The sequence below is a fragment of the Brachybacterium sillae genome (assembly GCF_025028335.1).
Taxonomy (GTDB): domain Bacteria; phylum Actinomycetota; class Actinomycetes; order Actinomycetales; family Dermabacteraceae; genus Brachybacterium; species Brachybacterium sillae.
The window spans coordinates 1,208,845-1,235,065 of the sequence record NZ_JAFEUW010000001.1 but is presented as its reverse complement, the minus strand read 5'-3'; the positions used below and the strand labels follow the sequence as shown (position 1 = coordinate 1,235,065).

At 69.8% G+C, this 26,221-nt stretch carries 21 protein-coding genes, 1 tRNA gene and 4 pseudogenes; 10 read left to right on the top strand and 16 right to left on the bottom strand.

Annotated elements, in window-relative coordinates:
- The first annotated feature begins 18 nt into the window (after nt 1-18).
- The 4 genes from JSY14_RS05700 (at nt 19) to putP (ending at nt 4,922) form a co-directional block, all read left to right on the top strand.
- Complete coding sequence (locus JSY14_RS05700; RefSeq protein ID WP_259557818.1) at nt 19-1,296, top strand: sugar ABC transporter substrate-binding protein; 1,278 nt, start codon at nt 19-21, stop codon at nt 1,294-1,296.
- A 42-nt stretch (nt 1,297-1,338) separates the two neighbouring features.
- Nucleotides 1,339-2,433, top strand: a complete 1,095-nt coding sequence (locus JSY14_RS05695; protein ID WP_259557815.1) for a carbohydrate ABC transporter permease — start codon at nt 1,339-1,341, stop codon at nt 2,431-2,433.
- Nucleotides 2,430-3,311, top strand: coding sequence for a carbohydrate ABC transporter permease (locus JSY14_RS05690; protein ID WP_432803603.1), 882 nt, complete (start codon nt 2,430-2,432; stop codon nt 3,309-3,311). The genes JSY14_RS05695 and JSY14_RS05690 overlap by 4 nt, the downstream gene beginning before the upstream one ends.
- A 102-nt stretch (nt 3,312-3,413) precedes the next feature.
- A complete protein-coding gene (gene putP / locus JSY14_RS05685; RefSeq protein ID WP_285892253.1) occupies nt 3,414-4,922 on the top strand; it encodes a sodium/proline symporter PutP in 1,509 nt (502 codons plus the stop codon).
- Nucleotides 4,923-4,980: 58 nt separating this feature from the next.
- On the opposite strand, the gene JSY14_RS05680 is transcribed toward putP, so the two are convergent.
- Nucleotides 4,981-6,429: an HNH endonuclease signature motif containing protein gene (locus tag JSY14_RS05680; protein WP_259557809.1), complete on the bottom strand. Its 1,449-nt coding sequence runs from the start codon at nt 6,427-6,429 to the stop codon at nt 4,981-4,983.
- 133 nt (nt 6,430-6,562) lie between these two features.
- Entirely contained in the window at nt 6,563-8,062 is a 1,500-nt protein-coding gene (locus JSY14_RS05675; RefSeq protein WP_259557808.1) for an APC family permease, read from the bottom strand.
- A gap of 140 nt (nt 8,063-8,202) precedes the next feature.
- Here JSY14_RS05675 and JSY14_RS05670 point away from each other — a divergent pair, with 140 nt between their 5' ends.
- Both JSY14_RS05670 and JSY14_RS05665 read left to right on the top strand, forming a co-directional pair.
- The gene (locus JSY14_RS05670; RefSeq protein ID WP_259557807.1) at nt 8,203-9,060 is read left to right on the top strand and encodes a DUF1206 domain-containing protein; all 858 of its coding nucleotides are present in this window, start codon (nt 8,203-8,205) and stop codon (nt 9,058-9,060) included.
- Nucleotides 9,061-9,225: 165 nt separating this feature from the next.
- Nucleotides 9,226-10,080 (top strand): DUF4184 family protein, encoded by an 855-nt coding sequence (locus JSY14_RS05665; protein ID WP_259557806.1) that lies wholly within the window; start codon nt 9,226-9,228, stop codon nt 10,078-10,080.
- Here the strand turns inward: JSY14_RS05665 and JSY14_RS05660 are convergent.
- From JSY14_RS05660 to JSY14_RS05625, 8 genes and pseudogenes are all read right to left on the bottom strand, one after another.
- Nucleotides 10,058-11,053 (bottom strand): NAD-dependent protein deacetylase, encoded by a 996-nt coding sequence (locus tag JSY14_RS05660; RefSeq protein WP_259557805.1) that lies wholly within the window; start codon nt 11,051-11,053, stop codon nt 10,058-10,060. The genes JSY14_RS05665 and JSY14_RS05660 overlap by 23 nt on opposite strands.
- A complete protein-coding gene (locus JSY14_RS05655) occupies nt 11,050-11,682 on the bottom strand; it encodes a DedA family protein (RefSeq protein ID WP_259557804.1) in 633 nt (210 codons plus the stop codon). Before JSY14_RS05655 ends, JSY14_RS05660 begins: the two co-directional genes overlap by 4 nt.
- 155 nt (nt 11,683-11,837) lie before the next feature.
- Nucleotides 11,838-12,209 (bottom strand): annotated as a pseudogene (locus JSY14_RS05650) (ABC transporter permease); the annotation flags it as partial.
- A gap of 222 nt (nt 12,210-12,431) precedes the next feature.
- Nucleotides 12,432-12,949, bottom strand: a pseudogene (locus JSY14_RS05645) (ABC transporter ATP-binding protein); the annotation flags it as partial.
- A 127-nt stretch (nt 12,950-13,076) separates the two neighbouring features.
- On the bottom strand, nt 13,077-13,790 hold the full coding sequence (locus JSY14_RS05640; RefSeq protein WP_259557803.1) for a CE1759 family FMN reductase: 714 nt from the start codon (nt 13,788-13,790) through the stop codon (nt 13,077-13,079).
- Nucleotides 13,787-14,965: an LLM class flavin-dependent oxidoreductase gene (locus tag JSY14_RS05635; RefSeq protein WP_259557802.1), complete on the bottom strand. Its 1,179-nt coding sequence runs from the start codon at nt 14,963-14,965 to the stop codon at nt 13,787-13,789. Before JSY14_RS05635 ends, JSY14_RS05640 begins: the two co-directional genes overlap by 4 nt.
- A 132-nt stretch (nt 14,966-15,097) precedes the next feature.
- Nucleotides 15,098-15,991 (bottom strand): alpha/beta hydrolase, encoded by an 894-nt coding sequence (locus JSY14_RS05630; protein ID WP_259557801.1) that lies wholly within the window; start codon nt 15,989-15,991, stop codon nt 15,098-15,100.
- A gap of 141 nt (nt 15,992-16,132) precedes the next feature.
- Nucleotides 16,133-17,623: a glycoside hydrolase family 101 beta sandwich domain-containing protein gene (locus tag JSY14_RS05625; RefSeq protein WP_259557800.1), complete on the bottom strand. Its 1,491-nt coding sequence runs from the start codon at nt 17,621-17,623 to the stop codon at nt 16,133-16,135.
- Here JSY14_RS05625 and JSY14_RS05620 point away from each other — a divergent pair.
- From JSY14_RS05620 to JSY14_RS05610, 3 genes and pseudogenes are all read left to right on the top strand, one after another.
- Nucleotides 17,577-17,741, top strand: a pseudogene (locus tag JSY14_RS05620) (integrase core domain-containing protein); the annotation flags it as partial. The gene JSY14_RS05625 and the pseudogene JSY14_RS05620 sit on opposite strands and share 47 nt — an antisense overlap.
- 68 nt (nt 17,742-17,809) lie before the next feature.
- Nucleotides 17,810-19,597 carry an ABC transporter ATP-binding protein gene (locus JSY14_RS05615; RefSeq protein ID WP_259557799.1) on the top strand — a complete coding sequence of 596 codons (1,788 nt, stop codon included), beginning with the start codon at nt 17,810-17,812 and terminating at the stop codon, nt 19,595-19,597.
- A 402-nt stretch (nt 19,598-19,999) separates the two neighbouring features.
- Complete coding sequence (locus JSY14_RS05610) at nt 20,000-21,310, top strand: ISL3 family transposase (RefSeq protein ID WP_259557798.1); 1,311 nt, start codon at nt 20,000-20,002, stop codon at nt 21,308-21,310.
- 146 nt (nt 21,311-21,456) lie between these two features.
- Here JSY14_RS05610 and JSY14_RS05605 read toward each other — a convergent pair whose 3' ends face one another.
- Together JSY14_RS05605 and JSY14_RS05600 are read right to left on the bottom strand one after the other, a co-directional pair.
- Nucleotides 21,457-21,681 carry a DUF2283 domain-containing protein gene (locus JSY14_RS05605; protein ID WP_259557797.1) on the bottom strand — a complete coding sequence of 75 codons (225 nt, stop codon included), beginning with the start codon at nt 21,679-21,681 and terminating at the stop codon, nt 21,457-21,459.
- A 3-nt stretch (nt 21,682-21,684) separates the two neighbouring features.
- Entirely contained in the window at nt 21,685-22,188 is a 504-nt protein-coding gene (locus JSY14_RS05600) for a very short patch repair endonuclease (RefSeq protein ID WP_259557796.1), read from the bottom strand.
- 470 nt (nt 22,189-22,658) lie between these two features.
- On the opposite strand from JSY14_RS05600, the gene JSY14_RS05595 reads away from it, so the two are divergent.
- The gene (locus tag JSY14_RS05595) at nt 22,659-23,246 is read left to right on the top strand and encodes a hypothetical protein (protein WP_259557795.1); all 588 of its coding nucleotides are present in this window, start codon (nt 22,659-22,661) and stop codon (nt 23,244-23,246) included.
- 106 nt (nt 23,247-23,352) lie between these two features.
- Here the strand turns inward: JSY14_RS05595 and JSY14_RS12520 are convergent.
- The 4 genes and pseudogenes from JSY14_RS12520 to JSY14_RS05575 form a co-directional block, all read right to left on the bottom strand.
- Nucleotides 23,353-23,997 (bottom strand): annotated as a pseudogene (locus JSY14_RS12520) (ROK family transcriptional regulator); the annotation flags it as partial.
- Nucleotides 23,998-24,151: 154 nt separating this feature from the next.
- Nucleotides 24,152-24,236, bottom strand: a tRNA-Ser gene (locus tag JSY14_RS05585).
- Between the two features lie 119 nt (nt 24,237-24,355).
- Nucleotides 24,356-24,463, bottom strand: coding sequence for a methionine/alanine import family NSS transporter small subunit (locus tag JSY14_RS05580; protein ID WP_259557793.1), 108 nt, complete (start codon nt 24,461-24,463; stop codon nt 24,356-24,358).
- 58 nt (nt 24,464-24,521) lie between these two features.
- The gene (locus tag JSY14_RS05575; RefSeq protein WP_259557792.1) at nt 24,522-26,150 is read right to left on the bottom strand and encodes a sodium-dependent transporter; all 1,629 of its coding nucleotides are present in this window, start codon (nt 26,148-26,150) and stop codon (nt 24,522-24,524) included.
- Between the last annotated feature and the right edge of the window lie 71 nt (nt 26,151-26,221).

Here is a 26,221-nt window from a genome sequence, read left to right as displayed (position 1 = left end):
CGAAAACAGGAGGACACCATGATCCCCACCCCCCGAATCACCCGTCGTGCGCTGACCGCGGGCGCCGTGCCCATTCTGGGACTCACACTCGCCGCCTGCGGAGGCAGCGGTTTCGAGGATGCTGACTCCGATTCCGGTGGCACCGGTTCCGGTGGAAGTGACGCAGGAAGTGGATCCGGCGGTGCTCTGAGCGTCCTGATCGGTTCTTCCGGTGACGCGGAGACCAAGGCCGTGAAGGATGCGGTGGCCGCGTGGAGCCAGCAGAGTGGAACCGCGGCTGAGGTGATCGTGGCGTCCGATCTGAACCAGCAGCTTTCCCAGGGCTTCGCCTCGGGCAAGCCGGCGGATGTGTTCTACCTGTCGACCGATGCCCTCGCCGGTTTTGCGGGCAACGGGTCTATCGAGGCCTATGGCGACGACCTCGCCAACAAGGCGGACTTCTTCCCCAAGCTCGTGGAGGCCTTCACCCTTGACGGCACCTTCTACGCCGCTCCGAAGGACTTCTCCACGCTGGCGTTGATCATCAATTCCGACCTGTGGAGCGCTGCTGGTCTCACCGACGCCGACATTCCCACCGACTGGGATGGACTCCACGCAGCTGCCACCAAACTGACTCAGGGTGATGTCGTCGGTCTGTCCATGGGGGCGGAGTACCAGCGCCTGGGCGCCTTCATGGCTCAGGCTGGCGGAGAGCTGGTGACGGATGGCAGGGCTACCGCCGACTCCCCGCAGAACATCGAGGCCTTGACCTTCGTCAAATCCATGATGGCCGACGGTTCGCTGAAGTTCGCCAAGGACCTCGGCGCAGGCTGGGGCGGGGAGGCGTTCGGCAAGGGGCTGGCGGCGATGGTCATCGAGGGCAACTGGATCACCGGTGCCCTCAGCAACGACTTCCCGGACGTCAAGTATCGGGTCGTCGAGCTGCCCGCCGGTCCCGGAGGGAAGGGCACTCTGCAGTTCTCCAACGCCTGGGGGCTCGCGGCGGGCTCGACAAACAAGGACCAGGCGCGCTCTCTCATCGAGCACCTCACCTCCCCCGAGCAGCAGATGGCCTTCGCGAAGGCCTTCGGTGTGATGCCATCTGTGCAGTCCACTGCCGAGGACTGGTCGGCCGAGTACCCGGATCTGGCGCCCTTCATGGCTGGAGCGGGGTACGCCAAGAATCCGCCCGCCCAGGCCGGCACGTCTGACGTCATCGCCGACCTGAACTCACAGCTGGAGACGCTGGGGAGCTCGGACCCGAAGACGATCCTGAACTCAGTCCAGACCAACCTGCAGGCTGCCCTCGGCGGCTGATCGCGGCGACTGCCCGCGAACGTACCAACGGAAGGCGCTGCCATGCACCGTCGACGCCACCGGCTCCTGGGCAAGGACGCCGCGGCAGGCTGGCTGTTCACGCTGCCGGTCATCGTGATCCTGGGGCTGTTCCTGGTGGTCCCGGTCCTCATGGCCCTGTGGGTGAGCCTGTCCGACTGGACAGGACGGGGCAGCCCCTTCAGCTCCCAGGTCGGGTTCGTCGGTCTGCGGAACTACTCCGCGATCCTCAGCGAACCCGGCCTGGCGCAGCGGGACTTCGGACTCGCCCTGCGGAACAATCTCTACTACGTGCTGGCGGTGGTGCCGCTGCAGACCGTCGTGGCTTTGCTGCTCGCTGTGGCGGTTAACCAACGAGCGTTGCGGGGCAAGGGCTTCTTTCGCACAGCCTTCTACTTCCCATCCGTCACCAGCGCTGTCGCCATCACCGTGCTGTGGCTGTTCCTGTTCAACGACAACGGCGTAGTTAACAAAGCGATCTCGTTCATCGGTCTGAACGGTCCCAACTGGTTCCAGGACCCTCGGGGCGTCGTTCACGTGTTGCTCAGTTGGTTCGGTGTGGACAGCCCGCCCGCCGCGCTCACGCAGCGCGGACCCCTCGGGGTCACCCCGTGGGAGTGGCTCGCCGGACCGTCGGTGGCGATGAGCGCCCTCGTTCTGATGGCAGTGTTCACCACCTCCGGAACGTTCATGCTGCTGTTCCTGGCCGCCCTGCAGGCCTTGGATCCCGAGGTCGAGGAGGCGGCTATGATGGACGGTGCCGGAGCCGTGCAACGTTTCCTTCGTGTGACCCTGCCCCAGCTGCGTCCGACGCTGTTCACGGTTCTGACCCTGGGATTGATCGGCACCTGGCAGGTGTTCGATCAGATCTACACCGGCACGCAAGGGGGGCCGTCGAAGACCACCCTCACACCCGCCTATCTGTCGTACACGTCGGCTTTCGAGAGCCAGCGATGGGGGCAGGGCGCCGCGATTAGTTTCATCCTGTTCGCGATCATCGTGATCTTCACTGTTCTGCAGCGCCTCGCCCTGGTGGAACGGGATCCCGCTTCCCGTTCCCGGCGACGCCGTGCCGCCGCTGCGACCCACGCTGCCCCCGCGGAAGGAAGTGTGCGATGAGCACTGCTGTCAGCACCCCGGCACCCGCAGCCGGGCGACGTCACCGAGTGCCAGCCGGCCGAGGGGTCGCACCTGTGTTGTGGATCCTGCTGTTCCTCGTCGCCGCCATCTACATCTTCCCGTTCCTCGTCCAGGTGGTGACGAGTTTCAAGACCGAACCGGATGCCGCGTCGAACCCTCTGTCGCTCGTGCCCGAGACCTGGACCGGTGCCGCCTATCAGCGGCTCTTCGCGAACTCCGACTTCCCCACCTGGATCCGGAACAGCTTCGTCGTCACCCTCATCGTGACCCTTGGGCGCGTGTTCCTGAACTCGCTGGCTGGGTACGCACTGGCGCGTCTCGACTTCCGCGGACGGGGAGCGGTCTTCGCCCTGCTTATCGCAGTGATGGCCGTGCCCGGAGTGGTGCTGCTGATCCCCAAGTTCCTGGTAGTGAACACCCTGGGGATCTACGACTCGTTCGCCGGAATGACGGTCCCCCTTCTCGCCGACGCAGCGGGGATCTTCATCATGAAGAACTTCTTCGAGTCGATCCCCCGGTCGGTCGAGGAGCAGGCGCGGATCGACGGGGCGGGAACCTTCCGCACGTTCTGGTCGATCGTCCTGCCGATGGCCACCCCGGCTCTCATGACCATCATCATCCTGTCCTTCCAGGGGTCGTGGAACGAGCTGAACCACTTCATCGTCTCGACCCAGAGCCCGGAGCTGACCACTCTCACCAAGGGCGTGGCGCAGCTCGCGTCCGGGCAGCTGTCACAGGGGTCGCAGTACCCGCTGAAGCTGGCGGCTGCGACACTCATGACGCTGCCGGTCGCGGTTGTGTTCCTGATCTTCCAGCGGCGGATCATGAACACCTCGCTCGGCGCAGTGAAGGGCTGAGGACTGGTCCCTCACGCCAGATGCGTCACGTCCGCTCGGAGAACCGTCCGGTCGGCACTATCGTGACGCCGCACCCATCCCTCCGACGACAAGGACGTGACGTTGGACCTCACCTTCAAGATCATCGCGATCGCGATCTACTTCCTCGCGATGATCGGCATCGGCCTCTACGCCTTCCTCAAGACCCGCAGCGGCGACGACTACATGCTCGGCGGCCGCTCTCTGCACCCGTTCACCGCCGCACTCTCCGCAGGGGCCTCCGACATGTCGGGCTGGCTCCTCATGGGTTTCCCCGGCGCCCTGTACATGTCCGGTCTGGTGGAGGCGTGGATCGCCATCGGCCTCACCGTCGGCGCCGCTCTCAACTGGATCTTCGTCGCGCCTCGTCTGCGGGAGTACACGCAGGTGGCCGGTGATTCCATCACCGTGCCGAGCTTCTTCGAGAACCGTCTCCATGATCGCTCCCGGCTGCTGCGCATCGCCGCCGGCGCCGTGATCCTGGTGTTCTTCACGTTCTACGTGTCCTCGGGCATGGTCTCCGGCGGTCGGTTCTTCGAGTCGTCGTTCGGCGGTTCGTACCTCGCGGGCATGATGCTCGTCGGTGGCGTGACCGTGCTGTACACACTGTTCGGGGGCTTCCTCGGTGCGACCTACACGGACGTGGTGCAGGGCCTGATCATGTTCGTCTCGCTGCTGATCGTCCCCATCATGGGCATGTTCGCGGTGGGGGGCCCGGCGCAGATGTTCCGCTCGGTGGCCGAGGTGAACCCGGATTTCGGTTCCCTCACCGGTGGGGCCACGTTCATCGGGGTGCTGTCCGCTCTGGCCTGGGGCCTGGGGTACGTCGGCCAGCCGCACATCATCGTGCGCTTCATGGCGATGCGGTCCTCGCGGGACGCCCGGTACGGCACGGTCGTCGGCATCGGCTGGATGATCCTGTGCGCCGTCGGGGCGATCTTCACCGCCCTCGCCGGTCTGGCGTACTTCCAGCAGAACCAGGATGCGATCCTCACGGACACCGAGAACGGTGAGACCGTCTTCCTCGACCTCGCCCAGATCCTCTTCCATCCCCTCGCCGCGGGTTTCCTGCTCGCGGCGGTGCTCGCGGCGATCATGTCCACCATCTCCTCGCAGCTGGTGGTCACCAGCTCCGCGCTGGTGGAGGATCTGATCGGCATCCTCGGCGGCCGCCGGGAGCGTTCGGAGAAGGTGCAGCTGTGGTACGGCCGTGCGGGGGTGCTGGTGGTGTCGATCATCGCCATGCTGCTGGCCCTGAACCCGAGCAACACCATCCTCGACCTGGTCGGTTTCGCGTGGGCCGGTTTCGGCGCCGCCTTCGGGCCGATCGTGCTCCTGTCCCTGTTCTGGCGCCGCCTGACGACGGCCGGTGCTCTGGCGGGCATGGTCAGCGGTGCGGTGGTCGCGTTCCTGTGGGGCAAGACCGAGTTGGGCACCCTCTTTGGCCTGCTGCCGGAGCGTCTATACGAGATCGTGCCGGGCTTCCTGGTCTGCCTCGTCCTCGCGATCGTCGTGTCGCTCATGACTCCGAAGCCGTCGCAGCGTGTGCTGGAGGAGTACGACCGCACGATGGCACAGCTCGCGCGTCACTGAGACACGCACCCGTCCTTCCGGGGCGGTGCGCCTCTCACCGGGGCCGGGTGTCTCCCACTCAGGGAGCGCCCGGCCCCGCTCTGTCGTCCTCAGGGGTGGCGTCGCCCACCGCGGGACCCCGCAGCCGGGGAGCGGTGCTGGTGTACCGATGTCCGGTGGGCGTGGTCACCCTCAGCTCGGTGGCCCCGGTGGCGGGGTCGGTGTGCAGTTCTTTCCGCCACCCGGGCATCTCCGTGGCAAGGTTGTGGCGCTGGCAGGTGGCCACAGCGTTCCCCGGCACAGTCTCACCACCGTCGGCGTAGCGCTGCACGTGGTCGATGTCCCGTACGGGGGCATCACAGTGGGCATGTCGACAGGTCCGCTCCCGCAGGGTGAGGAACCGGCGCACGTCCGCGGGGAAGGTGCGTCGGCGGGGGTCCGTCGCCCGCAGATCCCCGGTGGCGGGATGGGTGTAGAGCCGCCGGATCCAGCGGGTGCCCTCTCGGATCCCTTCTGTCCCGGTCGGGTCGGCCGGGTCCTCACCCAGTGCCAGGTGGCGGGCGATGGCGGCGGGCACGGGGATGCCGTTCAGCTGCGCGGTCTCGTCATCGCCGCCGAGGAGAGCCAGATCGGTCATGATCAGTTGGACCTCGATGCCGACCGCCGGGGCCGCGGTCCTCCCGTCGACGTCGTCGGCTCTCGAGGAGGGCGGGCACGGACGTCCGGCCCCTGCGGCGTGCAGCAGCAGCTCCGCCATCACGTCGGCCATGATCTGCCCCCGGGTGCGTTCATCCCCGGTGGCGAGCCGCGCCCGGGCGTGGGATTCCAGAGCGGCGTGCGCCGCGACACCCTTCTCGACCGGCAGCAACGCGGAGAGCCGCACCATGCCGTCCTCCTCATGCTGCAGCAGGACACAGCGGCCGTCTCGGGCGACGCGGTGCCGCTCCGTCATGGCGGTCGGTTGCAGACGGTCGGCGACGGCGCGGGCCGATCGGGCCACCTGACGGGGGGTGAGCGTCGGGAGGTCCTCAGCGAGGGCCCGGTCCACCGCGGCGCGATCCGCCTCGCCCAGCGTCCGTACGGCCTTCGCGACCTCATGGGCCGCGGTCTCATGGACCGTTCCCGAGGCCAGATGCTCGAGGGTCTGTGGCAGGGACTCGACCAGCACCGCGTTCAGATCCAGATGCTTCTGCTCCTGGGACGGAGAGATGCGCCGCGCCAGAGCGATCTGGTCGGCGATCCCTCGGCCCAGATGCTCCGGCCGCACGCCCTGCTCGCGCTGCTGCTCCACCTGGGCGTCGCGGAACGCGACCTGGAGGCGCGCCTGCAGAGCCCCGACGGCGCCGCGCAATCCCTCCAGGGCAGCGATCGCCTCGATCCTGTCGCGGTCGCTCGGAGCGGGTCCCTGTGGCGGGGGAGTGCCGTCCAGGGTGAAACTCGCGGCGGCAGCCTCCAGCAGCGCGCGCGCCTGGCCGATCCACTCCGCGGGAGTGGGAGCACCGGGGCCGGTCGATGTCGCTGTCCTCACCGCCGGCACCTCCTCGCCTCACGCCCCGGTCCGTCCGGGTCAGCAGGAGGTTAGGAGCCCCGCGGGGCAACCCGCCCGCTTCACTGTTCCGACTGGGGATGATCCGCCCCTGGGGAGGAAACCGCGACCCGGATCAGCGGCCCGGATCAGCGGCCCGATCAACCGCCCGATCAGCAGCCTGGTGCGCACGACGCCCAGCGCCATGCGCCCCACCCCGCCGCGCCTCCCGCAGCGTCGGCGCCAGCGGCCCGAGCATGTCGTCGAACGCCGCCTCCGCATCCCGCGGGGCCGGCGTCACCAGATACAGCACCACGCCGAGCAGCGCCCAGCCCACCAGCATGAGATGCTCCGCCGGCCACACCAGTGACAGACCCGTGCCGGGCAGCAGCGCGAACAGGATCACCAGCACCGCCCCGATCGCCCCGATCGCCGGGAGGAACGCCGGACGAGCGCGGTAGCCGTAGTGCAGGCCCGGGTACACGCGCGGCATGCGGTACTTGGCGATCACCACCAGCAGCCACACGATGCCGAGGAACACCCCGCCCGCATCCAGGAACCAGATGATCGCCCCCGGCCCCAGCAGGCCCGGCAGGATCGTGGCGACCAGGACGAACAGCAGTGCCCGCCGCGGCACCCCGGACCGTTCATCGACCACGGACAGCCCGTGGGGCAGCAGACGGGAGCGGCTCAGCGCCAGCACCACCCGGCTGGCGGCCACGAACAGCCCCAGGAAGCTCGTGACCAGGCCCAGCACGCCGATCAGGAACGCCCCCAGGCCCAGCAGCGGGAACCCGGCGTCGGTGAACGCGTCGATGGTGCCCTGCCGCTCCGGGTCGGCGAGGGTCTCCCACGGCACCACGTAGGCGGTGGCCAGCAGCACGGCGGTGTAGAAGGCGGCGGCGCACGCCACGGTGAGCACCACGGCCCGGCCGACACGGTGCGGCGGCAGCGACGACTCCTCCGCCAGCACCGCCACCAGGGAGAACCCGACCACGTAGGTGATACCCGGCACCACCATCCGGAGGGTCGAGGACACCGGTTCCTGCTCGGGTGCCCACATCGGCCACAGGTTCGCGGGTGACCCTGCGATGAGCGCTGTCACCACCAGCGCCAGACCGATGAGGATCATGATCGCGAACAGCACCACCTGCACCTGCGCCCCGAGTGAGACCCCGAACCAGTTGAGGCCGAACACGATCAGCGTCAGGAGCAGTCCGACGGCCAGCACCGGCGCGGTCACCGCCTCCCCGTTCACGCTCCACAGCGGCAGCGCATCGAAACCGGGCACGTACCGGCCCAGCAGGGTCCCGAAGGCCGTCACATAGAACGCGAGGGACGACAGGTAGGCGCCGATGTGGAACCACCCGGTGGCGAAGCCCGCGGGGCGGCCGAGGGCGGTGTATCCCCACACCACCTCACCGCCGGCGCGCGGCACCGCACTGGTGAGCTCCCCGTAGGCGAGGGCCACGCAGGCGGCGAGGGAGGCGCCGAGGAGCAGACCGAGGATCATGCCGCCGGCACCGAGGTCGGCGAAGAAACGGGACGAGGTGTAGATCCAGCTGGATCCGACCACACCGGCCACACCCAGTGCGATCAGCGAAGGTAGGCCGAGGGTCTGTTTGAGTCGGGCCACGGGAGCCTCCTGGTCGGGTCGGGGTGCGGCCATTGTGCCGCGCGCACCCTCTCCCGGTGCCCTACCCTGAACCCGCCCGGGCGCGTCGCCCCGGGGCGGCAGCGGGGCGCTCCCGACGGGCGCGGTGAGGAGCAGGGAACGTGACGGGGACTTCGCCGCAGAAGGGCGCCACCGGGCGGGACGTCGCACAGTCCGTGGAGGATGTGGCCCAGGACGTCGCCGAGAACCCGTGGGTGGAGCGGGTGGCCCGGCTGGGTTTCGTGATGAGCGGTCTGGTGCACGCCATGATCGGGTGGATCGCCCTGCGGATCGCCTTCGGTGCCGGGGGTGACGCCGACCAGGGTGGGGCGCTGCGCAGTTTCGCGCAGCTGCCGCTCGGCGGGGTGCTGCTGTGGGTCGGTGGTCTGGTGATGATCGCGCTGGCGCTGTGGCTGGGGCTGGACGCCTGGTTCGGGGCGCGGCGGGAGCGTGAGACCTCCGACCGCGCGGTGCACGCGGTCAAGTCCCTGGGCAAGGCCGTCACGTACGGGGTGCTGGCGGCGACGGCGCTGCGGTTCGCCGCGGGAGGGAGCTCGGACTCCGGAGAGCAGTCCGCCAGTGTCACCTCCACCCTGATGGGCATGCCGCTGGGACGGATGCTGGTGGCGCTGCTGGGGTTGGTGGTCCTCGCGATCGGCGGGTACCACGTGGTGAAGGGTGCGACCAGGCGATTCGTGGACGACCTCGAGCGCGGCTCGCACCATCCCGCGGTGGGGCCGGCGGTCGTCGTGACCGGGGTGGTCGGGTATGTCGCGAAGGGGCTCGCGCTGGCGTCGGTGGGGATCCTCTTCGGCTGGGCGGCGCTGCGGGCGAACCCGGAGCAGGCGACCGGGCTGGACGGCGCCCTGAAGGCCCTGGCCGGAATGCCGGTGGGGACGATCCTGCTGGTGCTCACCGGGGCGGGGCTGATCCTCTTCGGGGTCTACTGCGTCTTCCGTGCGCGGTACGCCGACATGTGACCGCGTGAGCGGTGCCCCGGCCATCGGCCGCTGCGGGCCCGCCACGTGGCGGAGATGTGAGGGCTCTGCGCATGCGGCGGGGATTCGGGTGCTGTTCCGGTCGGGTCCTGTGAACACCGCCGGGCCCCGCTGCCGGGTGTCGGCCGCTCGTGGTGGACTGCCGCCATGCCCTACACGCTCGCCCATCCACTGTTCGCGGTGCCGCTGCGGCGCCTGGGTCTGCCTGTCGCGGGTCTCGCGATCGGGGCGATGACCCCGGATGTGCCGCTGTTCCTCGGCAGCGCGGGCCCGCGTACCACGGCGTCTCTGACGGCGCTGGGGCTCACCTATGAGCACACGCACACGATCCCCGGGATCCTCATCGCGTGCCTGGGGACCGGCGCGGTGCTGTGGGCGCTGTGGCTGCTGGTGCGGTGGCCCCTCGCCGACGCCCTGCCCCGACGCCTCCGCGACGGACTGGTGATCTCTCCGACGCCGACGCCCACCACCCCCGCCGGGGTGCTGCGCGCCGTGGTCGCGCTGTGGATGGGGGCGGCGACGCATGTGGGCCTCGATCAGTTCACCCATGAGGGTGGCTGGGCGTGGCGGAACGTCGCATGGTTCCGGGAGGTGCATGCGGGATTGCCGGGAACGAGTTGGCTGCAGTACGGCCTGTCACTGCTGGGTTCGATGGGGGTGGCGCTGCTGATCCTGCGGGCCCTGCACACGGCGTGGCTGCGTGGCGCCGACACCTCCGACCCGCGCCCCGTGCGGCACTCCGGCCAGGTCCCCGCCCGCTGGCTGGTGCGGGCGGCGCTGCTCGGTGGGCTGGCGGCGGGACTGACGTCCTCCACCTCGGCCGTGCTCACCGGCCCACTCACGTCGGCGGTGTTCACCACCGTGACCCGCGTGCCGCTGCTGCTGGGCCTGGCACTGTGCGCGGCCGCGCTGGTGTGGCACCTGCTGCGGCCCGACATTCCCGCCGACCGCGCTCGGGCGTCTCGCCCCGATGACCTCGTCAGGGTCCCGGCGGGGCGCTGAGCCGCAGCTCATCGACCCATTCCGCGAGGACGTCCTCGAGGCGGCCGTGGATCCGGGCGGTCGCCAGGGCGTCCCCCCGCGTGGGTCCGTCGTTGACGATCACCACGGGCATCGCGGCCCGGGACGCCTGCCGCACGAACCGCAGCCCCGATTGCACGCTCAGGCTGGATCCCAACACCAGCAGCGCGTCCGCCGACGCGACCGCCTGTGCGGCCCGCGCCACGACCTCGCGGTGCGCGGATTCCCCGAAGAACACCACGTCCGGTTTCACCACCCCACCGCACAGCGGGCATTCGGGGTACCGGAAGGACGCGGTGCGGTCGACCTCGGCATCGCCGTCAGGAGCCTGGGCCGCGTCGGCCGCCAGGTGCGGCAGCCGCCGCGCCACCTCGGGGTTCATCCGCAACAGCCGGTCGTGCAGGGCGGCGCGGGAACTGAGGGCCCCGCAGTCGAGGCAGCGGACGGTGTCGAGGCGGCCGTGAAGGTCGATCACGGGATGCGACCCGGCCCGCTCGTGCAGACCATCCACGTTCTGGGTGATAACCGCCGTGATCGGGGTGAGGGTCTGCAGAGTGGAGAGGGCCCGGTGGGCGGCGTTGGGGCGGGCCCGCCCGAAGTGCTCCCAGCCGACGGTGGAGCGTGCCCAGTATCGGCGTCGCGCCAGGTCAGAGCCGGTGAACTCCTGGAAGGTCATGGGGGAGCGGGGCACGCTGTCACGGCCGCGGTAGTCGGGCAGCCCGGACCCGGTGGAGATGCCCGCCCCTGTCAGCACCGCGACTGGCCGACCCTGCAGCAGTCGCAGGGCGGCGAGGCGCTCGGCCCGGGGGCTCACGTGGCCGTACTGGTCCGAGGGGATCGGGTCCCAACGGGGCATGCGCGGCAGTCCGCGGGTGCCGGGGGCGGGGGAGGTGGCGGTGGAGAACCATCGGCCGACGTCCGCCGCGGGGTGCGCGGGGGAGGACGAGCTCGTCACGGCTCCAGGGTAGAGCGCCCCACCTGCTGGCGGCGGTCCCGTAGGCGCCGTCGCACGAACCCGGCGATCGCCACGGCCGCGATCACCGCCAGCACCGTGGAATAGATCTGGACGAACCGCTGCAGGGCGTCACCCCCGGCGGTGCCGAACAGGTACCCGACCGTCACGAAGACGCCGTTCCAGATGCCGGAGCCGATCCCGGTGGCCAGGGCGAACAGTGCCACGGGCATGCGTTCGATCCCGGCGGGCACGGAGATGAAGGTGCGCACCACCGGCACGAACCGGGCGGTGATCACCGCGGCCGTGCCATGACGATCGAAGAACCGCACGGCGGTGTCGACGTCGGCGGGATCCAGCAGCGGTACGCCGTCCGCCAGGCCGCGTGCCCGGCGTAGGCCGAGGCCGCGCCCGATGCCGTACACCCCGAGGCCGCCGAGGACCGACCCAGTGGTGGTCCACAGGATCGGGGCGAGCACACCGCGACCCTCCGCAGCGGCGGTGACTCCGACGAACGGCAGCAGCACCTCCCCGGGGATCGGCGGGAACAGTGCTTCGGCGGCCAGCAGCAGGGCGATGCCGGGGCCGCCGAGGGTGCGGATGATGTCCATGGAGAGCTCGGTGATGTCCATGACCACTCCACCCCTTATCGCTCGCCCCGGCCGTCGTGTCGGTCCACGGTGTCGGCGGGGACGGTACGGGGTGCAGGTGAACGGCCGGTGGCCCGGGGCCGTCCCCCGGGCCACCGGCCTCGGCTCGTGAGCCCTGCGGCGGGCTCATGGCTGCGTCACGTCGTGCTCAGTCCCTCGACCGGTGAGAGCCGGGTGGCGCGCCGGGTCGGGGCCAGCGAGGCCAGAAGCCCGGCGATGGCCGCGACCGCGAGCACCTCGAGGATCGGAAACCATGGCACCACCACGGAGGCGGTCCCGGCGATGACCTCGGAGAGCAGCAGCTGCGACCCGGCCCACCCGTAGAACACCCCCAGGGCACAGCCGAGGGCCGCGGCGACGGTGCTGATGAGGATCGCCTCGAGCGCGATCATGGTGCGCAGTCCGCCGGTGGTCAGACCCAGCGCTCGCAGCAGGGAGTTCTCCCTGGTCCGTTCGATGACGGACACGCTGCGGGTGTTCGCCACCCCGATCAGGGCGATCATCACCGACACCGCCAGCAGTGCCACAACGACCAGCAGGATCGCGTTGATCACCGAGGTGTAGAGCGCGCGGGCGGGAGCGCCGCCGGAGTCCACGGTTCCCTGCTCGGCGGCGGCCTGGACCACCAGGTCGGCACGGGACATGCCCGCCCCGAGCATGTCCCGAAGGGCGGCGCGGGATGTGGACCCCACCAGGAACGACGCGGCGAGGAATGCGGTGCCGATGGTGACCGCGTGGAGGCGGCCCAGTTCCGCGGCGACCTCTTCGCTGCTGGGGCGCACCATCTCCCCGGCGGGCAGCCCGTCGGCGAGCATCACTACTCGGTCGGCATAGGAGGCGGCTGACGGGTCGTGGGTGACCATGATGATCGTCTGGCCCATCTCGCGGGAGGACCGCCGCAGCAGGTCCAGCACCTCCGCGGAGGTGGTGGTGTCGAGGTTGCCGGTGGGCTCGTCGCCGAACACCACATTGGGCCGTGTCAGCAGCGCCCGGGCGACCGCCACCCGCTGCTGCCGGCCTCCGGAGAGCTCATGGGGCCGATGCGTGAGGCGGTCCGAGAGACCGAGCACTCGCACCACCTCGTCCATCCAGTCGCGATCCACGCGCCCACCGGCGAGGTCGATGGCAGCACCATGTTCTGCTCTGTCGTGAGGGCGGGCACGAGGTTGAACGCCTGGAACACGAAGCCGATGCGGTCACGACGCAGGCGGGTGAGGCGTCTGTCGGACAGGCCGGTGCGGTGGTGTCCATGGGGCCACTGTGCGTCGGGCGGGCCCGCGAGCGGATCCCCCGGCGGGACACCGGCGGGAGGGGCCCGTCATACCGGGGACGGGGGCGCACCCCCACCGGAGGTGGAGGTGCGCCCGGCATTGATGTCAGCCGCGGCCGAGCAGCTGATCCATGGGGGTGAAGTCGGAGAACTCCGCATCGAGGCCACGGCCGCGGGCGCTGCGTTCCGCCGCAGTGTCCTCCCCATGACTGTCGTTCCCGTCGCCGTCCTCCCGCCGCGCGTCCGCGGAACCGGTGGTCGATGAGACGGTGCGCCCGACGACGAGCTCGGCGAGCTCCTCCCCGGCGCAGCGGGCACGATCGGCGAGGGAGCGGCTCTCCTCGCCGATACCGCCGAAGTCCTCGCTGGCGGCGAAGACGGCGGTGGGGACCACCTGGGCCTTGAGGTACACGAACATCGGCCGCAGCGCGTATTCCAGGGCGAGGGAGTGCCGGGCGCTGCCGGCGGTGGCGCCGAGCAGCACGGTGCGCCCCTGCCACAGCTCCACATCCACCGCGTCGAAGAACATCTTGAACAGGGCGCTCGCGCCGGTGTTGAAGATGGGGGAGACCGCGATGACGGCGTCCGCGGCGCGGATCTGCTCGATCACCGCCGCGAGGTTCTCCCCGGGGACGCGGGTGAGCAGGGCGTCGGTGAGCTCGTGGGCCATCTCCCGCAGCTCGACGGTGTGGATCTGCACCTGGTCCCCGCGGGCCCCGAGGGCGTCCCGGGCGGCGCGGGCGAGCTGGTCGCCGAGCATGCGGGTGGTGCTGGGGGTGGAGAGCCCTGCGGTGAGGACGACGATTCGGCGCGCGCTCATCGACGGCCCGCCTGCTGCTGCTCGGGGTGGTCCTCGGCCCGCAGACCGGTCCAGTTGTCACCGGTCTCGAAGCGGTACGTGTCGTCGAAGGCGCCGCGCTCGGCCTCGGCCGCGGCCACCAGTGAGGCGTGGGTGGGGCCGTCGGGGACATCGGCCGGACGGCGGGCGTCGAGCTCCTTGCGCAGCGCCGGCACCACCTGGGTGCCGAGCAGTTCGATCTGCTCCAGGACCGTCTTCTCGGGCAGACCGGCATGGTCCATGAGGAACAGTTGCCGCTGGTAGTCGCCGACCTCGTCGGCGAAGGTCAGGTACCGCTCGACGACCTGCTCCGGGGAGCCGACGGTGAGCGGGGTCATGCGGGAGAAGTCCTCGAGCGAGGGGCCGCCGCCGTAGACGGGGGCATGGTCGAAGTAGGGCCGGAACTCGCGCACGGCGTCCTGGCTGTTGGGTCGCATGAACGCCTGCCCGCCGAGGCCGACGATCGCCTGGGCCGCGGTGCCGTGGCCGTAGTGCTCGTAGCGTTCGCGGTACAGCTGCACCATCTGCTTGGTGTGCTGGATGGGCCAGAAGATGTTGTTGTGCAGGAAGCCGTCACCGTAGTAGGCGGCCTGCTCGGCGATCTGCGGGGAGCGGATCGACCCGTGCCACACGAACGGCGGAACCCCGTCGAGGGGGCGCGGGGTGGAGGTGAACTGCTGCAGCGGGGTGCGGAAGTGGCCCTGCCAGTCGACGACGTCCTCCCGCCACAACCGGCGCAGCAGGTCGTAGTTCTCGATGGCGAGCTCCACGCCCTTGCGGATGTCCTGGCCGAACCACGGGTAGACGGGGCCGGTGTTGCCGCGACCCATCACCAGGTCGACGCGGCCACCGGTGAGGTGCTGCAGCATCGCATAGTCCTCGGCGATCTTCACCGGGTCGTTGGTGGTGATCAGGGTGGTCGCGGTGGACAGGATGATGCGTTCGGTGCGGGCACCGATGTACGCCAGCGTGGTGGTGGGGGAGGACGTCACGAACGGCGGGTTGTGGTGCTCGCCGAGGGCGAAGACGTCCAGGCCCATCTCTTCGGCGAGCTGGGCCTGCTTCACGATCGAGCGCAGGCGCTCGTTCTCGGTGGGGACCCGACCGGTGGTGGGGTCCGGGGTGATGTCTGCGATGGAGAAGATGCCGAACTGCATGGTGGTTCGTCCTGAGGGTCGGGGGAGGCCCGACGGACTGGGGCGGGTCTCCCGAGCGGTGGCCGCCGGCGCCGACCGGCGGAATACTTGAAGGTTAAACCAGTCCTGGGTCGGTGTGCAAGCCCGCCCGCCTCAGCGGATCCGGAGGAACTCCGCCACCGTCGCGATGTAGCCGGGCCGGTCGGCGAAGTAGGAGCCGCAGTGGTCCGCACCGGGGGTGAGGACCAACCGCGCCGACGGACCCGCCGCCTCCGCGAGCCGCTGCCCGTGCTCGACGGGCACCACGGTGTCCGCCGTGGAGTGGAACAGCAGCACCGGGATGCGGCGGGCGACCTGCCCGATGACGTCCACCGGCCGCACCTGGGCGAAGGAGTAGCCGTAGCGCCACCGGGTGGCGAGGTCCACCAGCGGCACCACCCCGCCGGGCACGTGGTATCCGGCGGCGGCCGCCCGGATCACCCCGGCCATGTCGGCGAAGGACGAGTCGGCCACCACCGCATCGACGCGCTCGTCCCGGGCGGCGACCAGCAGACTCACCGCGGCGCCCATCGAGTACCCGACCAGATCGATCCGGGTGCCCGGGGCGTGCTGCTGCACCCACCCGATCGCCGCCCGCAGGTCGGCCTGTTCGTAGTGGGCCAGGGAGCGGGGTCCGTCGGTCGAGGCCCCGCTGCCGCGGAAGTCGTGCAGCAGCACGTTCGCCCCCGCCCGCCACAGGCCGGTGCCGATGCCGAGCAGGTCCGCGCGGCTGCCGCGGAAACCGTGGGAGCAGATCACGGTGTGGGTCGCCCCCGGCTGGGGCAGCCACCAGGCCGCCAGACGCACGCCGTCCTCCGACGGATAGCGGATATCCTCGGCCGGCACCTGCAGTTCGAAGGGGGTGAAGGTGTAGAACATCTTCGGGCGCCACGGCCCGTTGATCTGCGCCGACGCGAGAAGCGCCCCGGTCACCGCGAGCGCCCCACCCGCGGCGGCCACTCCGCCGGCGATCAGAGCCGTGGTGGTGCGGGACGGGCGAGCGGACATGCGGACCTCCGGGGAGCATCGGATGCGACCCGACGAGGGTACGCGCGCCGCCTCGGCGTCGGTGCAGACGGAGCGGGGTCGGTTCCGGCAGACACCGGAACCGACCCCGCTCCACTCAGGGATCAGAGGCGAGCCTCCCGATCACCGCACCCGGCCGAGGTCCTCCACCCGGAGATCATCGATCGTGAGGTTGGCCTGGCGACCGCCGCCGGTCTTCACGATCCCGATCCAGGGAACGGTCCCATCGGCGGGCACCACGAACTCGTGGGTGAAGCGCTCGGTCTCGCGGGCCTGCGGCAGGGGGATGCGTTCGCGCTCCTGTTCCTGCGGCGGAGCGGCGACGGTGTCGGAGCCGATCACGACGGAGTAGGTGTCCGCGAACGCCGTCTGATGATCCATCGTGAGGCGGTACCGGTGGCCCGGCTGCAGAGGCAGCGTGGCGGAGGTGGCCCGCAGGATCAGTCCGTTGTTCTCCTCGTTCGCCATCAGCGACCAGTCGCCGCGCAGAACGTTGTCCGTGAGCTTGCCGCCGGGGACGACGGCGCCGCTCTGGTTGATCCCGTACCACCCGGACTGCGAGTACGGCTCATGCCGCTCCGCCAGCTGCGTCCGGGCGTCACCGCCGGCGTTGCCGCTCCCGGTCACGAAGGGGCCGTATCCGGTGTCCACATGCTCGAAGTCCTCGAACAGGATGGTGCCGGCGGTCGGAGCCGGATCATCGGCCGGCGTGAACGGGACGACGCGCACGTCGTCCACGCGCACCGGGGCCGATCCCTTGTCGGCGGCGATGGTGAGGTGGACGGGCTTGCCGGTGGACCGGAACACCACGCGCACCCGCTGGAAGTACGTGCGGTGCTTCTCATCGGAGGCGGTGGCGTTCAGAGCCGTCGAGGAGTCGATGCTCGCGCTGACCGGTTTGCCGGTGCCGTCGAGGCCCCGTGCGCCGGGGCCCGAGGCGGTGACGGTCACCCGCCGCGTCTGACCGGGCTCGACCTCCACCCAGGCCCATGCCGAGTAGGTGCCGGCGGGCAGATTCGCGGCCGGGTTCTCCGGGTCGCGCAGCTGCTGGGAGATGGAGGACTTCCCCTCGCCGAGCACCGCCTGGGCGTTGCCGCGGTCGGTGATCTCCACCGAGGCGTTCCCGTGCGTGTTCCACCCGCTCAGGTCGGTGGAGAAGAACCCGGGGTTGTTCACCGCGGTTTCCTGACCCCACTCGGGATCGACGGGCGTCGGCAGCTCGGAGGTCGGGTAGAGCACGTACGCGCTCCCCGCCTCCGCCGTGAGCGTCACGGCCCCATCGACCACGGGCACCGTCACCGGATCCACGCGACCGGTGTCGGTCAGGCGGTAGGCGGTCAGAGAGGTCTGCGAGGCCCACTGGTCCGTCAGGTGCCAGGTGGAGGTCCCGCCGTCAGGGTTCCAGTGGTACAGACGCGGTTCGCCGTCGGTCCACGGCAGCAGGTACGTCCCGCCGGTGTAGACCACCTGGCCGTCGGTGGTGATGGTGCGGTCCGTCGGGATCTGGGTGCCCGACACGGAGGTCACCCGCGACGTGGCGGTGGTGCCGTCGGCGAGGACCACCTGGCCCTCACGGTCCGCGGTGTCCGTGCAGGCGGTCGAGCTGGCCACCATGGGGTGGGTGCACTGGTGGAACACGCAGCGTCTGCATGAGGCCCTCGGCTACCGCACCCCCGCCGAGGTCGAAGCAGCCTACACTCACGACCGAGACGTAGCGCCCGTTGCGTCCTGACCTCGGAACGAAACCCAGGCGCTTCAAACTACTTGACGCGGGACAGTACGGCGGAACAAGGTTCAGCCGTGACTGACAGCGAGACTGCCGCACCGCCCAAGGCGGGACTGCGTGAGTTGTTTTCTTACCTGCGGGAGCACCGCGGCGTGCTGGTGATCGTGCTGGTCATCTCGTTGGTGGGTGCCGGGCTGAACCTGGCGCAGCCGGTGATGGTCAACCAGGTCATCACCGCCGTGGGAGAGGGACGAGCACTCACCGGTGCGGTCGCGGTGCTGGTCGGCCTCGTCGTGGGCGCGGGCCTGGTGGAGGCCGTCCAGCAGTACCTGCTGGGACGCACCGCCGAGGGCGTGGTATTCGGCGCACGCCGCCGCCTGCTCGCACGCCTGCTGCGGCTGCCGATCAGAGAGTACGACGCCCGCCGCACCGGCGACCTGGTGTCTCGTGTCGGGTCGGACACCACCATGGTCCGCGAGGCGCTGACCGGTGGTCTGGTCGACGCCCTCAGCGGCGCGTTGGTCTTCGTCGGGGCGCTGGTGGCGATGGCGTTGCTGGACCTGACCCTGCTGGGCATCACCTTGGCTGTGATCGTGGTCGCCGTCGTCAGCGTGGTGGCCGTCAGCGCCCGCGTCCAGGCCCTGACCCTGGCCTCGCAGGAAGCCCTGGGTCGAGTCGCGGCCGGGGTCGAGCGAGCACTGTCGGGAGTGCGCACCATCCGGGCCGCCGGTGCCACCGAACGCGAGGAGGGCACGCTCGTCGCCGATGCACAGGCCGCCTATGACCTGGGAGTGCGGATCGTGCGCATCAGCGCCGTGCTGTGGCCGGTCAGCGGGCTGGCCGTGCAGGGCGCATTCCTCGCAGTGCTGGGCATCGGCGGCTACCGGGTCGCCGCCGGCACGTTGTCGGTGGCCGACCTGGTGACCTTCATCCTCTTCCTGTTCATGATGCTCATGCCACTGGGCACCGCGTTCAACGCCGTCATCACCGTGCGCTCCGCCCTGGGTGCCCTGGCGCGCATCCACGAGGTCCTGGACCTGCCGACCGAGGAGGACGGTGAGTCCGCGTTGGGCCGTCGGTCTACTGCTGAGAAGCCCATCGAGCCGGCCCTGCCGGCGATGGTCACCTTCGACGGCGTCTCCTTCGCCTACCGGGAGGGCGAGCCCGTGCTGAACGAGGTGAGCTACGCCGTCCCGCGCGGGTCGACCACCGCGATCGTCGGGCCATCGGGTGCGGGCAAGTCCACACTCCTGGCCCTCATCGAGCGCTTCTACGAACCCGACCACGGAACCATCCGCCTCGACGGGACTGACATCCGAGACCTACCCCGATCGGACCTGCGCTCCCGGATCGGCTACGTCGAACAAGACGCCCCCGTGCTGGCCGGCACCATCAAAGACAACCTCCTCCTGGCCGCACCGACCACGGATGAAGCTCGCTGCCGGCAAGTCCTCGCGAGCGTAAACCTGCTGGAGCGCATCGAGCAGCACCCCGACGGCTTGAACGCCGTGGTCGGAGACGACGGCGTGGGCCTGTCCGGCGGGGAACGCCAACGCCTAGCGATCGCCCGCGCACTGATCGGTGACGCCCCGCTGCTCCTGCTCGACGAGCCAACCGCGAGTCTCGACGGACGCAACGAGCGCGCCATGCACCAGGCCATCCGCTCGGCTGCCGTCGGGCGAACCGTGCTGATCGTGGCCCACCGGCTGGCCACCGTGGCCGATGCCGACCAGATCATCGTCCTCGACGCCGGCCGCGTCACCGCCACCGGCACCCACACCGAACTCCTGAACAGCAGTCACCTCTACCGCGACCTCGCACGTCATCAACTCCTCGCCGGCGCGAACGGCGCATCCCAATAACGATCGTTTGTGCAGCCGACTTCGGACACCTGCCGAGCATTGTCGCGCGTCAGACTTAGTGGCAGGGCCGTTATGTAGGTCCTGAAGTAGAGTCAGACATGGGTAGACCACCCTCGATTCCGGCGGAGAAGAAGACCCGGATAGTGCTGAGCGTGCTGGCCGGCGAGATGTCCATCGCCGAAGCGGCACGCAAGGAGGCTCTTCGTGGTTCGTGGTGAATGGGTCTGCTGTGGCGGGTATTCACGCTGCGGTTCTCGCGGCGCTGGCCAGCAGGATATGAGGCTCATCGCAGATGAGGGTGTAGGCGTGGTGGCGGGACCGGTCGGCGCGTTGGTGTCCGGGTAAGGGTCGAGGCCTTCCGATGATGAAGGTTCCTACCCGCCTCATCTGGAAGACCTCGACGTGCCTGACGCTACCTTCGCTTGCCCGGACCTGACCACCTTCACGCGCCTGGACGAGCTCGGCCTCGTCGCTGTCGGGCAGCGCCTGGAGCCCGATCGTGCCGTGATCGCCTGCCGAGTCGTGGAGCCGGACCAGTGGTGCCGCCGTTGTGGCGCCGAGGGCGTCGGGTGCGGCACGGTGGTCCGGCGCCTGGCGCACGAGCCATTCGGCTGGCGCCCCACGACGCTGCTGATCAGGGTGCGTCGCTACCGCTGCTCGGGCTGCGGGCACGTGTGGCGCCAGGAGACCACCGCAGCGGCTGAGCCGGGGGCGAAGCTGTCGCGATCGGCGGTCCGCTGGGCACTGACGGGACTGGTCGTCCAGCATCTGACGGTCGCCCGAATCGTCGAGGCTCTGGCGGTGGCGTGGCACACCGCGAACGACGCCGTCCTGGAAGAAGGACGGCGGGTGCTGATCGACGACCCCGCGCGCTTCGACGGCGTGGCCGTGATCGGCGTGGACGAGCACGCCTGGCGACACACCCGCTCGGGCGACAGGTACGTCACCGTCATCATCGACCTCACCCCGATCCGGGACGGCACCGGCCCGGCCCGGCTGCTCGACATGGTCTCCGGCCGCTCCAAGCAGGTCTTCAAGACCTGGCTCGACGCGCGGCCCGAGGAATGGAAGGACCGGATCGAGGTGGTCGCGATGGACGGGTTCACCGGGTTCAAGACCGCTGCCGCCGAAGAGATCCCCGACGCGGTCGCGGTCATGGACCCGTTCCACGTGGTGCGCCTGGCCGGCGATGCGCTGGACCGGTGTCGTCGCCGGGTCCAGCAGGACCTGCACGGTCGCCGCGGACGAGCCAGGGGCCCGCTCTACAAGGCCAGACGCACCCTGCACACCGGGGCCGAGCTGCTCACCGCCAAGCAGAGAAAGAGGATCGAGACGCTGTTCGCCGACGACCAGCACGCGCCGGTCGAGGCGACCTGGGGCATCTACCAACGCATGGTCGCCGCCTACCGGCACCCCGACCGCGCCACCGGGCGCGGCCTGATGAGCCAGGTCATCGCCACCCTCGCCACGGGCGTACCCACGGCGCTCACGGAACTGACCTCGCTGGGGCGCACGCTCAAGAAGCGGGCCGCGGACGTGCTGGCCTACTTCGACCGCCCCGGCACCAGCAACGGGCCGACAGAGGCGATCAACGGCCGCCTCGAACACCTGCGCGGCTCCGCCCTCGGGTTCCGCAACCTGAGTCACTACATCGCCCGGTCCCTACTCGAGGCCGGCGGGTTCAGACCACGCCTACACCCTCATCTGCGATGAGCCAATTTTCCCCCACCACGCCGGGCGCTCGCGGGCTCGCAACCCCATGGTTTATGCGAGCAGAGGCCTCAGGCTCAACACACCACAGCGTTAAGGCATGACTGACGAACCCCTGCGAGCTTCGTGTGCCCGGGGATCGTCGCGGCTTACTTTGGTTCAGCAGCGGCGATGACGGACGCATGTAATGCGTCCGAGGCGAAGAGAACTTCTAGTCCGAGCAGTTTCCCATCAGTGTCGAAGTCCAAGATGAACTGGCCTGCGACGTCTCCGTCGTGGGTCAGCTCGACCTGATGTGTAGCTTCACCGGGAGCGATACTGTCGACCACCATCAGGTAGGCGGCGTCCGCGTCACGGTCGTACGTCAGTCTCATTCTTCACCCGTTCGTGACGGTGATAATGTTGCCGGTCTTGTTGTCGACGATGACGCGGATTCTGTTCGCGCCTTTACCCTGTGTAAAAACTGAGGTGCCCTTCTTGCCCGCAGTCCTCACGCCGTTCTGAACAACCTGCTTGATGAGGGCTTGGCTCACTCCGCAGGCCGCCTCCTCGACGGGCTCGTGCTCCCAGATGCGGACCCCCCACCACCCGGCGTCCACGAGCCGCGCATCGGTCTCCCGATCGCGCGCCACGTTCCCTTGGAGCTTTGCTGTCCACCACCGAGCGTTCGCCCGGGACGGGCGGGTGTGCTCCGGGCAGCCGTGCCAGAAGCAGCCGTCGACGAAGACCGCGATGCGGGTCTGTGGAAAGACGACGTCAGCGCGGCGACGAGGAAACTCCCGCAGGGGTGCCCGGTCCACGAAGCACCGAAGACCCTTCCGGTGCAGTGCCCGGCGCAACGCCAGCTCGGGACGGGTGTCCCGACGTCGGATTGCGCTCATGCGCCTGCTGGTGACCGGGGACGGGGCCTGCGGAGCAGCCGGAGGGCACATCAGCGGCTCAGTGGCCAGCGTGGCGCTGATGCGTGCGGACGCTCGCCGGGGTGCCGGCGTAGTCGCACAGGTGGCCGGGGCACCTCTCCCATGCTCCCTGAGATACCGCGTCGGCCGTGACGGAGTGGCCTGGCCCGTAACCGTGCCCGTGGAGCAGTTGGGCCACCGAGCCGCCGTAGCGCGCGGCGAGGAGCGCACCCTCGGCCACCTTGTCGTGGCCTTGGGCGAAGAACGAGCCCAGGCCGACCTGACGGCCGCAGCCGCACCAGCACGTACCCGTAGGGATGAGGCGGGGGAGTACATCGTCTGTCATGCCTCCATACTACCTCATCAAGACGACGTGGCAAGCAGGTCTTTCAAGAAAACGGTGCGCCGCATGGCCTCGATCTGTGTCGGTGAGCCGCCCTAGGGTCCCGGTCATGAGCGAAGAGACGCGGGCGGTGCTGCACCGCGCCGAAGAAGAGCTGACCTCCGCGCGCGATCACGCACGGACGATCGAGCTGGAACTCCTCCACGCGATTGCCGCCGAGTTGCCCGCTCGCGCCGAAGAGCTCGCGCGCAAGACGGCCCACAGCCAGCCTGAGGTCACCAAGGCCCTCGGCGGAGACGGGGTCAAGAAGCTGCGAGCGGACCTGCGTTTGAAAGCGGACGAACTGGTCGCCGTTCTTCATGGTGGTGTAGACGCGATCAAGTGGCCCCAGCGAAAGCCCACCTACTCGCCGGTCACGGCGCGTGAAGTGCAGACCGCGATCCTCCACTTCCTGTACGGCAGTCCCGTCGACAGCATGGCGACGATCTTCAAGGCAGCCGGCTTCAACGTCCACGACGACAACGCCCAGCGTCATCAGGGCCTGGTGCTGCCACAGTGGCTGTTCTCCGAGCGCGACTTGCAGGACCAGTTCGAGGCGGTCGCCCAGGCGTTGAACGCTGTCGCAGACGCGCAAGCCGCCGCAGCACAAGCCAAGTCAGCGGACGACAAGGATGAGGTCGACGAGCTCTGGGACTAACCCCCACCGGGGGCACGACGGCGCGCCCCGGAGCCACCGCGTGCCGCAAACCCGACCATCCGCGCACCAGGGCGCCACCGGCGATGATCCCGGCACCCACGCCGACGTCCCCGGTGAGGAACACCAGGTCCCCCACCCCGTGGGCCACGTGGGGCGGTGCCGTGGCGAGCGCCGACAGCTTCGCATCGTTCTCGAGGTCGATGGCCGGGCATCCCGGTCCGAGACGGCGTCGGAGCTCCTGGCGCAGGGGCACATCGGTCCACCCCAGGTGCGGGGCGAGGAGGACGGTCCCCTCATGGGGATCGATCACTCCGGGTGGGGCGATGGGCAGTCCGGACGCGAGCATGGAACGCTCGTCCAGCAGAGCGAGGGCCTCACGGAGCTGGGCTGCCATGGCATCGAGCAGCACCTCGGTGCCCTCGCCGGCTCCGGACCGGGGGAGGGGCGTCAGCTTCTTCATGAGCACCTCACCGGCCAGGTCCAGGACCAGCAGGGCCAGGTGATCGGCACTGACCTCCAGGCCGACACCGGCGACGCGGCCCGGCGTCACCTCGATGTCGGTGCCGGGGCGCCCCACGGTGCCGTCGCGCTGGGCGGACCCCTCGCGGACCAGTCCGCGCTGGACGAGCTCACCGATGATCGAGGACATCGCCGACCGGGAGAAACCGGTCTCCTGCGCCAAGCGGGCACGTGACCTTCGACCGGGGGTGTGCAGGTGGCGGAGCACGGTCTCCAGATTCCCGGAGCGCATGGATCCGCTGGTGATGGGGGAGCGGCTGGGGGTGCCACCTGCCATACGGATCCTCCTCGGGCGCGGACGCCTGAGTCCGCATCTTGCCATGGCCCGACGAAGCGCCCCCGCCCGGATCCCGGGCGGGGGCGCTGTGTGCGTCTGGTGACGCCGGCGGAGGATGGGGGATTTGAACCCCCGAGGGCGTGAACCCAACACGCGTTCCAGGCGTGCGCCATAGGCCGCTAGGCGAATCCTCCAGCGCTCCGAAGAGCATGCCCACTGTAGACGACGGTCCCGGGAGCGGGCCAATCCCCGGGGCCGAGGTCACATCGCGGGACAGGTTGCGCCTGCCCCGCGAAGCGACCGCCGAACCGGGTCAGTCCTCCAGTTCGGGGTGCCGCAGGATGTTCACGATCGCGGCGGCGAGACCACCCCACAGAGTGGCGATCGCGATCAGCAGCATGGCGATGGCGGATGCGGACATGGGGTCCTCCTCGAGGGGACGGGTGCGGCGCCGGGGCGCCGCCGGGATGGGGGAATGCTCAGCGCAGCTCGTGCGGGGTGTGGGCACCCTCGGCGGCGACGGCGTCGAGTCCGTGGCCGGGCCGGGCCTCCGGGGCGATCTCGTGGCCCTCGGAGTCGAGGCGATCCAGATGCGAGCGGTGCGACCACGGCACCAGCGACAACAGGATCGCCACCACGATCAGCGCCGCGGCCATGCCCCAGCCGAACACGCCCACCCACCACGCCGGATAGCCGCCGTAGGGCTCGTCCGCGACCAGCAGGTCGCGGGTGGCGAACAGCAGGGTCACGGCGAGCACCAGCGGGGCCACCACGGAGGTGAGCAGCATCCACACGCGGCCGACCGGGAACGTGCCCGAGTGGTTCAGGTGGTCGCGCAGCGTCGGCAGGGCCCGCAGCAGCCAGGCCAGCGCGACGGTGGAGACCAGCGCCACGAGCACGATGCCGTAGGTGTTGACGAAGGCGTCGAGGGTGTCGAGCAGTGCCAGGCCCATGGTGGTCGGGAACAGCAGGGTGGACAGCAGCCCCAGCGGGACCATGACCAGCAGGCTGGAGGCCACGCGGCTCAGGCCGAACTTGTCCTGCACCGCCGCGATGATCACCTCGACGATCGACACCAGGGAGGTGAAGCCCGCCAGCACCAGGGAGCCGAAGAACAGCACGCCGATCAGCGCACCGCCGGGGGCCTGGGAGATGATCGTCGGGAAGGCCACGAAGGCCAGGCCGATGCCGGAGGTCACGACCTCGGAGACCTGCACGCCGTTGGCCTGGGCCATGAAGCCCAGCGCCGCGAACACGCCGATGCCGGCGAGCAGCTCGAAGCTGGAGTTCGCGAAGCCCACCACCAGGCCGGAACCGGTCAGGTCGGTGCGCTTCTTCAGGTAGGAGGCGTAGGTGACCATGATGCCGAAGGCCACCGACAGCGAGAAGAAGATCTGCCCGTAGGCGGCGACCCACACCGCCGGGTTCGCCAGTGCCGACCAGTTCGGCCGGAACAGGGCATCGAGGCCCGTCAGGGCCCCCGGCAGGAACAGGGCGCGCACCACGAGGAACAGGAACATCACCACCAGCAGGGGGATGAAGATCATCGAGGTGCGGGCCACGCCGTTCTGCACCCCCAGCACCATGGTCAGGGTGGTGGCGATCCACACCAGCGCGATCGAGACCAGGATCGGCCAGGTGTAATCGAAGGCCAGGTGGGTGTCGGCGCCGGTCAACGAGCGGGTGAAGGAGCCGAAGAAGTACCCCTCCGGATCCTCTCCCCAACGCTGCCCGATCGACAGCACCGCGTAGTTCACGGCCCAGGCGATGATCACGGCGTAGTAGGCGGCGATGATCACGCAGATCAGCACCTGCCACCAGCCGAAGACCTCCGACCAGCGGCGCAGGCGCCGCCAAGCCAGCGGAGCGGAGGCCCGCCAGCGGTGGCCGATGGCGTAGTCGACGAAGAGCAGGGGGATGCCCGCGGTCAGCAGCGCCACCAGGTAGGGGATCATGAACGCGCCGCCGCCGTTCTCGTAAGCGACGGCGGGGAAGCGCCAGATGTTGCCGAGGCCGACGGCGGAACCGATGGCGGCGAAGATGAAGGCGGAGCGTCCGGAGAAGGAGCCGCGGTCGGCCCTCTCCGTGGTCCGGTCGGTGGTGCTCATACGGGGGCCTTCCGAGGAGGAGTGATGCGCAGGGACATCAGCGGGGCTGGGTGTCGGCGGGGCCGACGCTC

Excerpts from the sequence above, each read along its gene's own strand:
- JSY14_RS05700 (WP_259557818.1), top strand. The coding sequence starts at position 19 with ATGATCCCCACCCCCCGAATCACCCGTCGTGCGCTGACCGCGGGCGCC.
- JSY14_RS05695 (WP_259557815.1), top strand. The coding sequence starts at position 1,339 with ATGCACCGTCGACGCCACCGGCTCCTGGGCAAGGACGCCGCGGCAGGC.
- JSY14_RS05690 (WP_432803603.1), top strand. The coding sequence starts at position 2,430 with ATGAGCACTGCTGTCAGCACCCCGGCACCCGCAGCCGGGCGACGTCAC.
- JSY14_RS05665 (WP_259557806.1), top strand. The coding sequence starts at position 9,226 with ATGCCCTACACGCTCGCCCATCCACTGTTCGCGGTGCCGCTGCGGCGC.
- JSY14_RS05655 (WP_259557804.1), bottom strand. The coding sequence starts at position 11,682 with ATGGACATCACCGAGCTCTCCATGGACATCATCCGCACCCTCGGCGGC.
- JSY14_RS05640 (WP_259557803.1), bottom strand. The coding sequence starts at position 13,790 with ATGAGCGCGCGCCGAATCGTCGTCCTCACCGCAGGGCTCTCCACCCCC.
- JSY14_RS05635 (WP_259557802.1), bottom strand. The coding sequence starts at position 14,965 with ATGCAGTTCGGCATCTTCTCCATCGCAGACATCACCCCGGACCCCACC.
- JSY14_RS05630 (WP_259557801.1), bottom strand. The coding sequence starts at position 15,991 with ATGTCCGCTCGCCCGTCCCGCACCACCACGGCTCTGATCGCCGGCGGA.
- JSY14_RS05625 (WP_259557800.1), bottom strand. The coding sequence starts at position 17,623 with ATGGTGGCCAGCTCGACCGCCTGCACGGACACCGCGGACCGTGAGGGC.
- JSY14_RS05605 (WP_259557797.1), bottom strand. The coding sequence starts at position 21,681 with ATGAGACTGACGTACGACCGTGACGCGGACGCCGCCTACCTGATGGTG.
- JSY14_RS05600 (WP_259557796.1), bottom strand. The coding sequence starts at position 22,188 with ATGAGCGCAATCCGACGTCGGGACACCCGTCCCGAGCTGGCGTTGCGC.
- JSY14_RS05595 (WP_259557795.1), top strand. The coding sequence starts at position 22,659 with ATGAGCGAAGAGACGCGGGCGGTGCTGCACCGCGCCGAAGAAGAGCTG.
- JSY14_RS05580 (WP_259557793.1), bottom strand. The coding sequence starts at position 24,463 with ATGTCCGCATCCGCCATCGCCATGCTGCTGATCGCGATCGCCACTCTG.
- JSY14_RS05575 (WP_259557792.1), bottom strand. The coding sequence starts at position 26,150 with ATGAGCACCACCGACCGGACCACGGAGAGGGCCGACCGCGGCTCCTTC.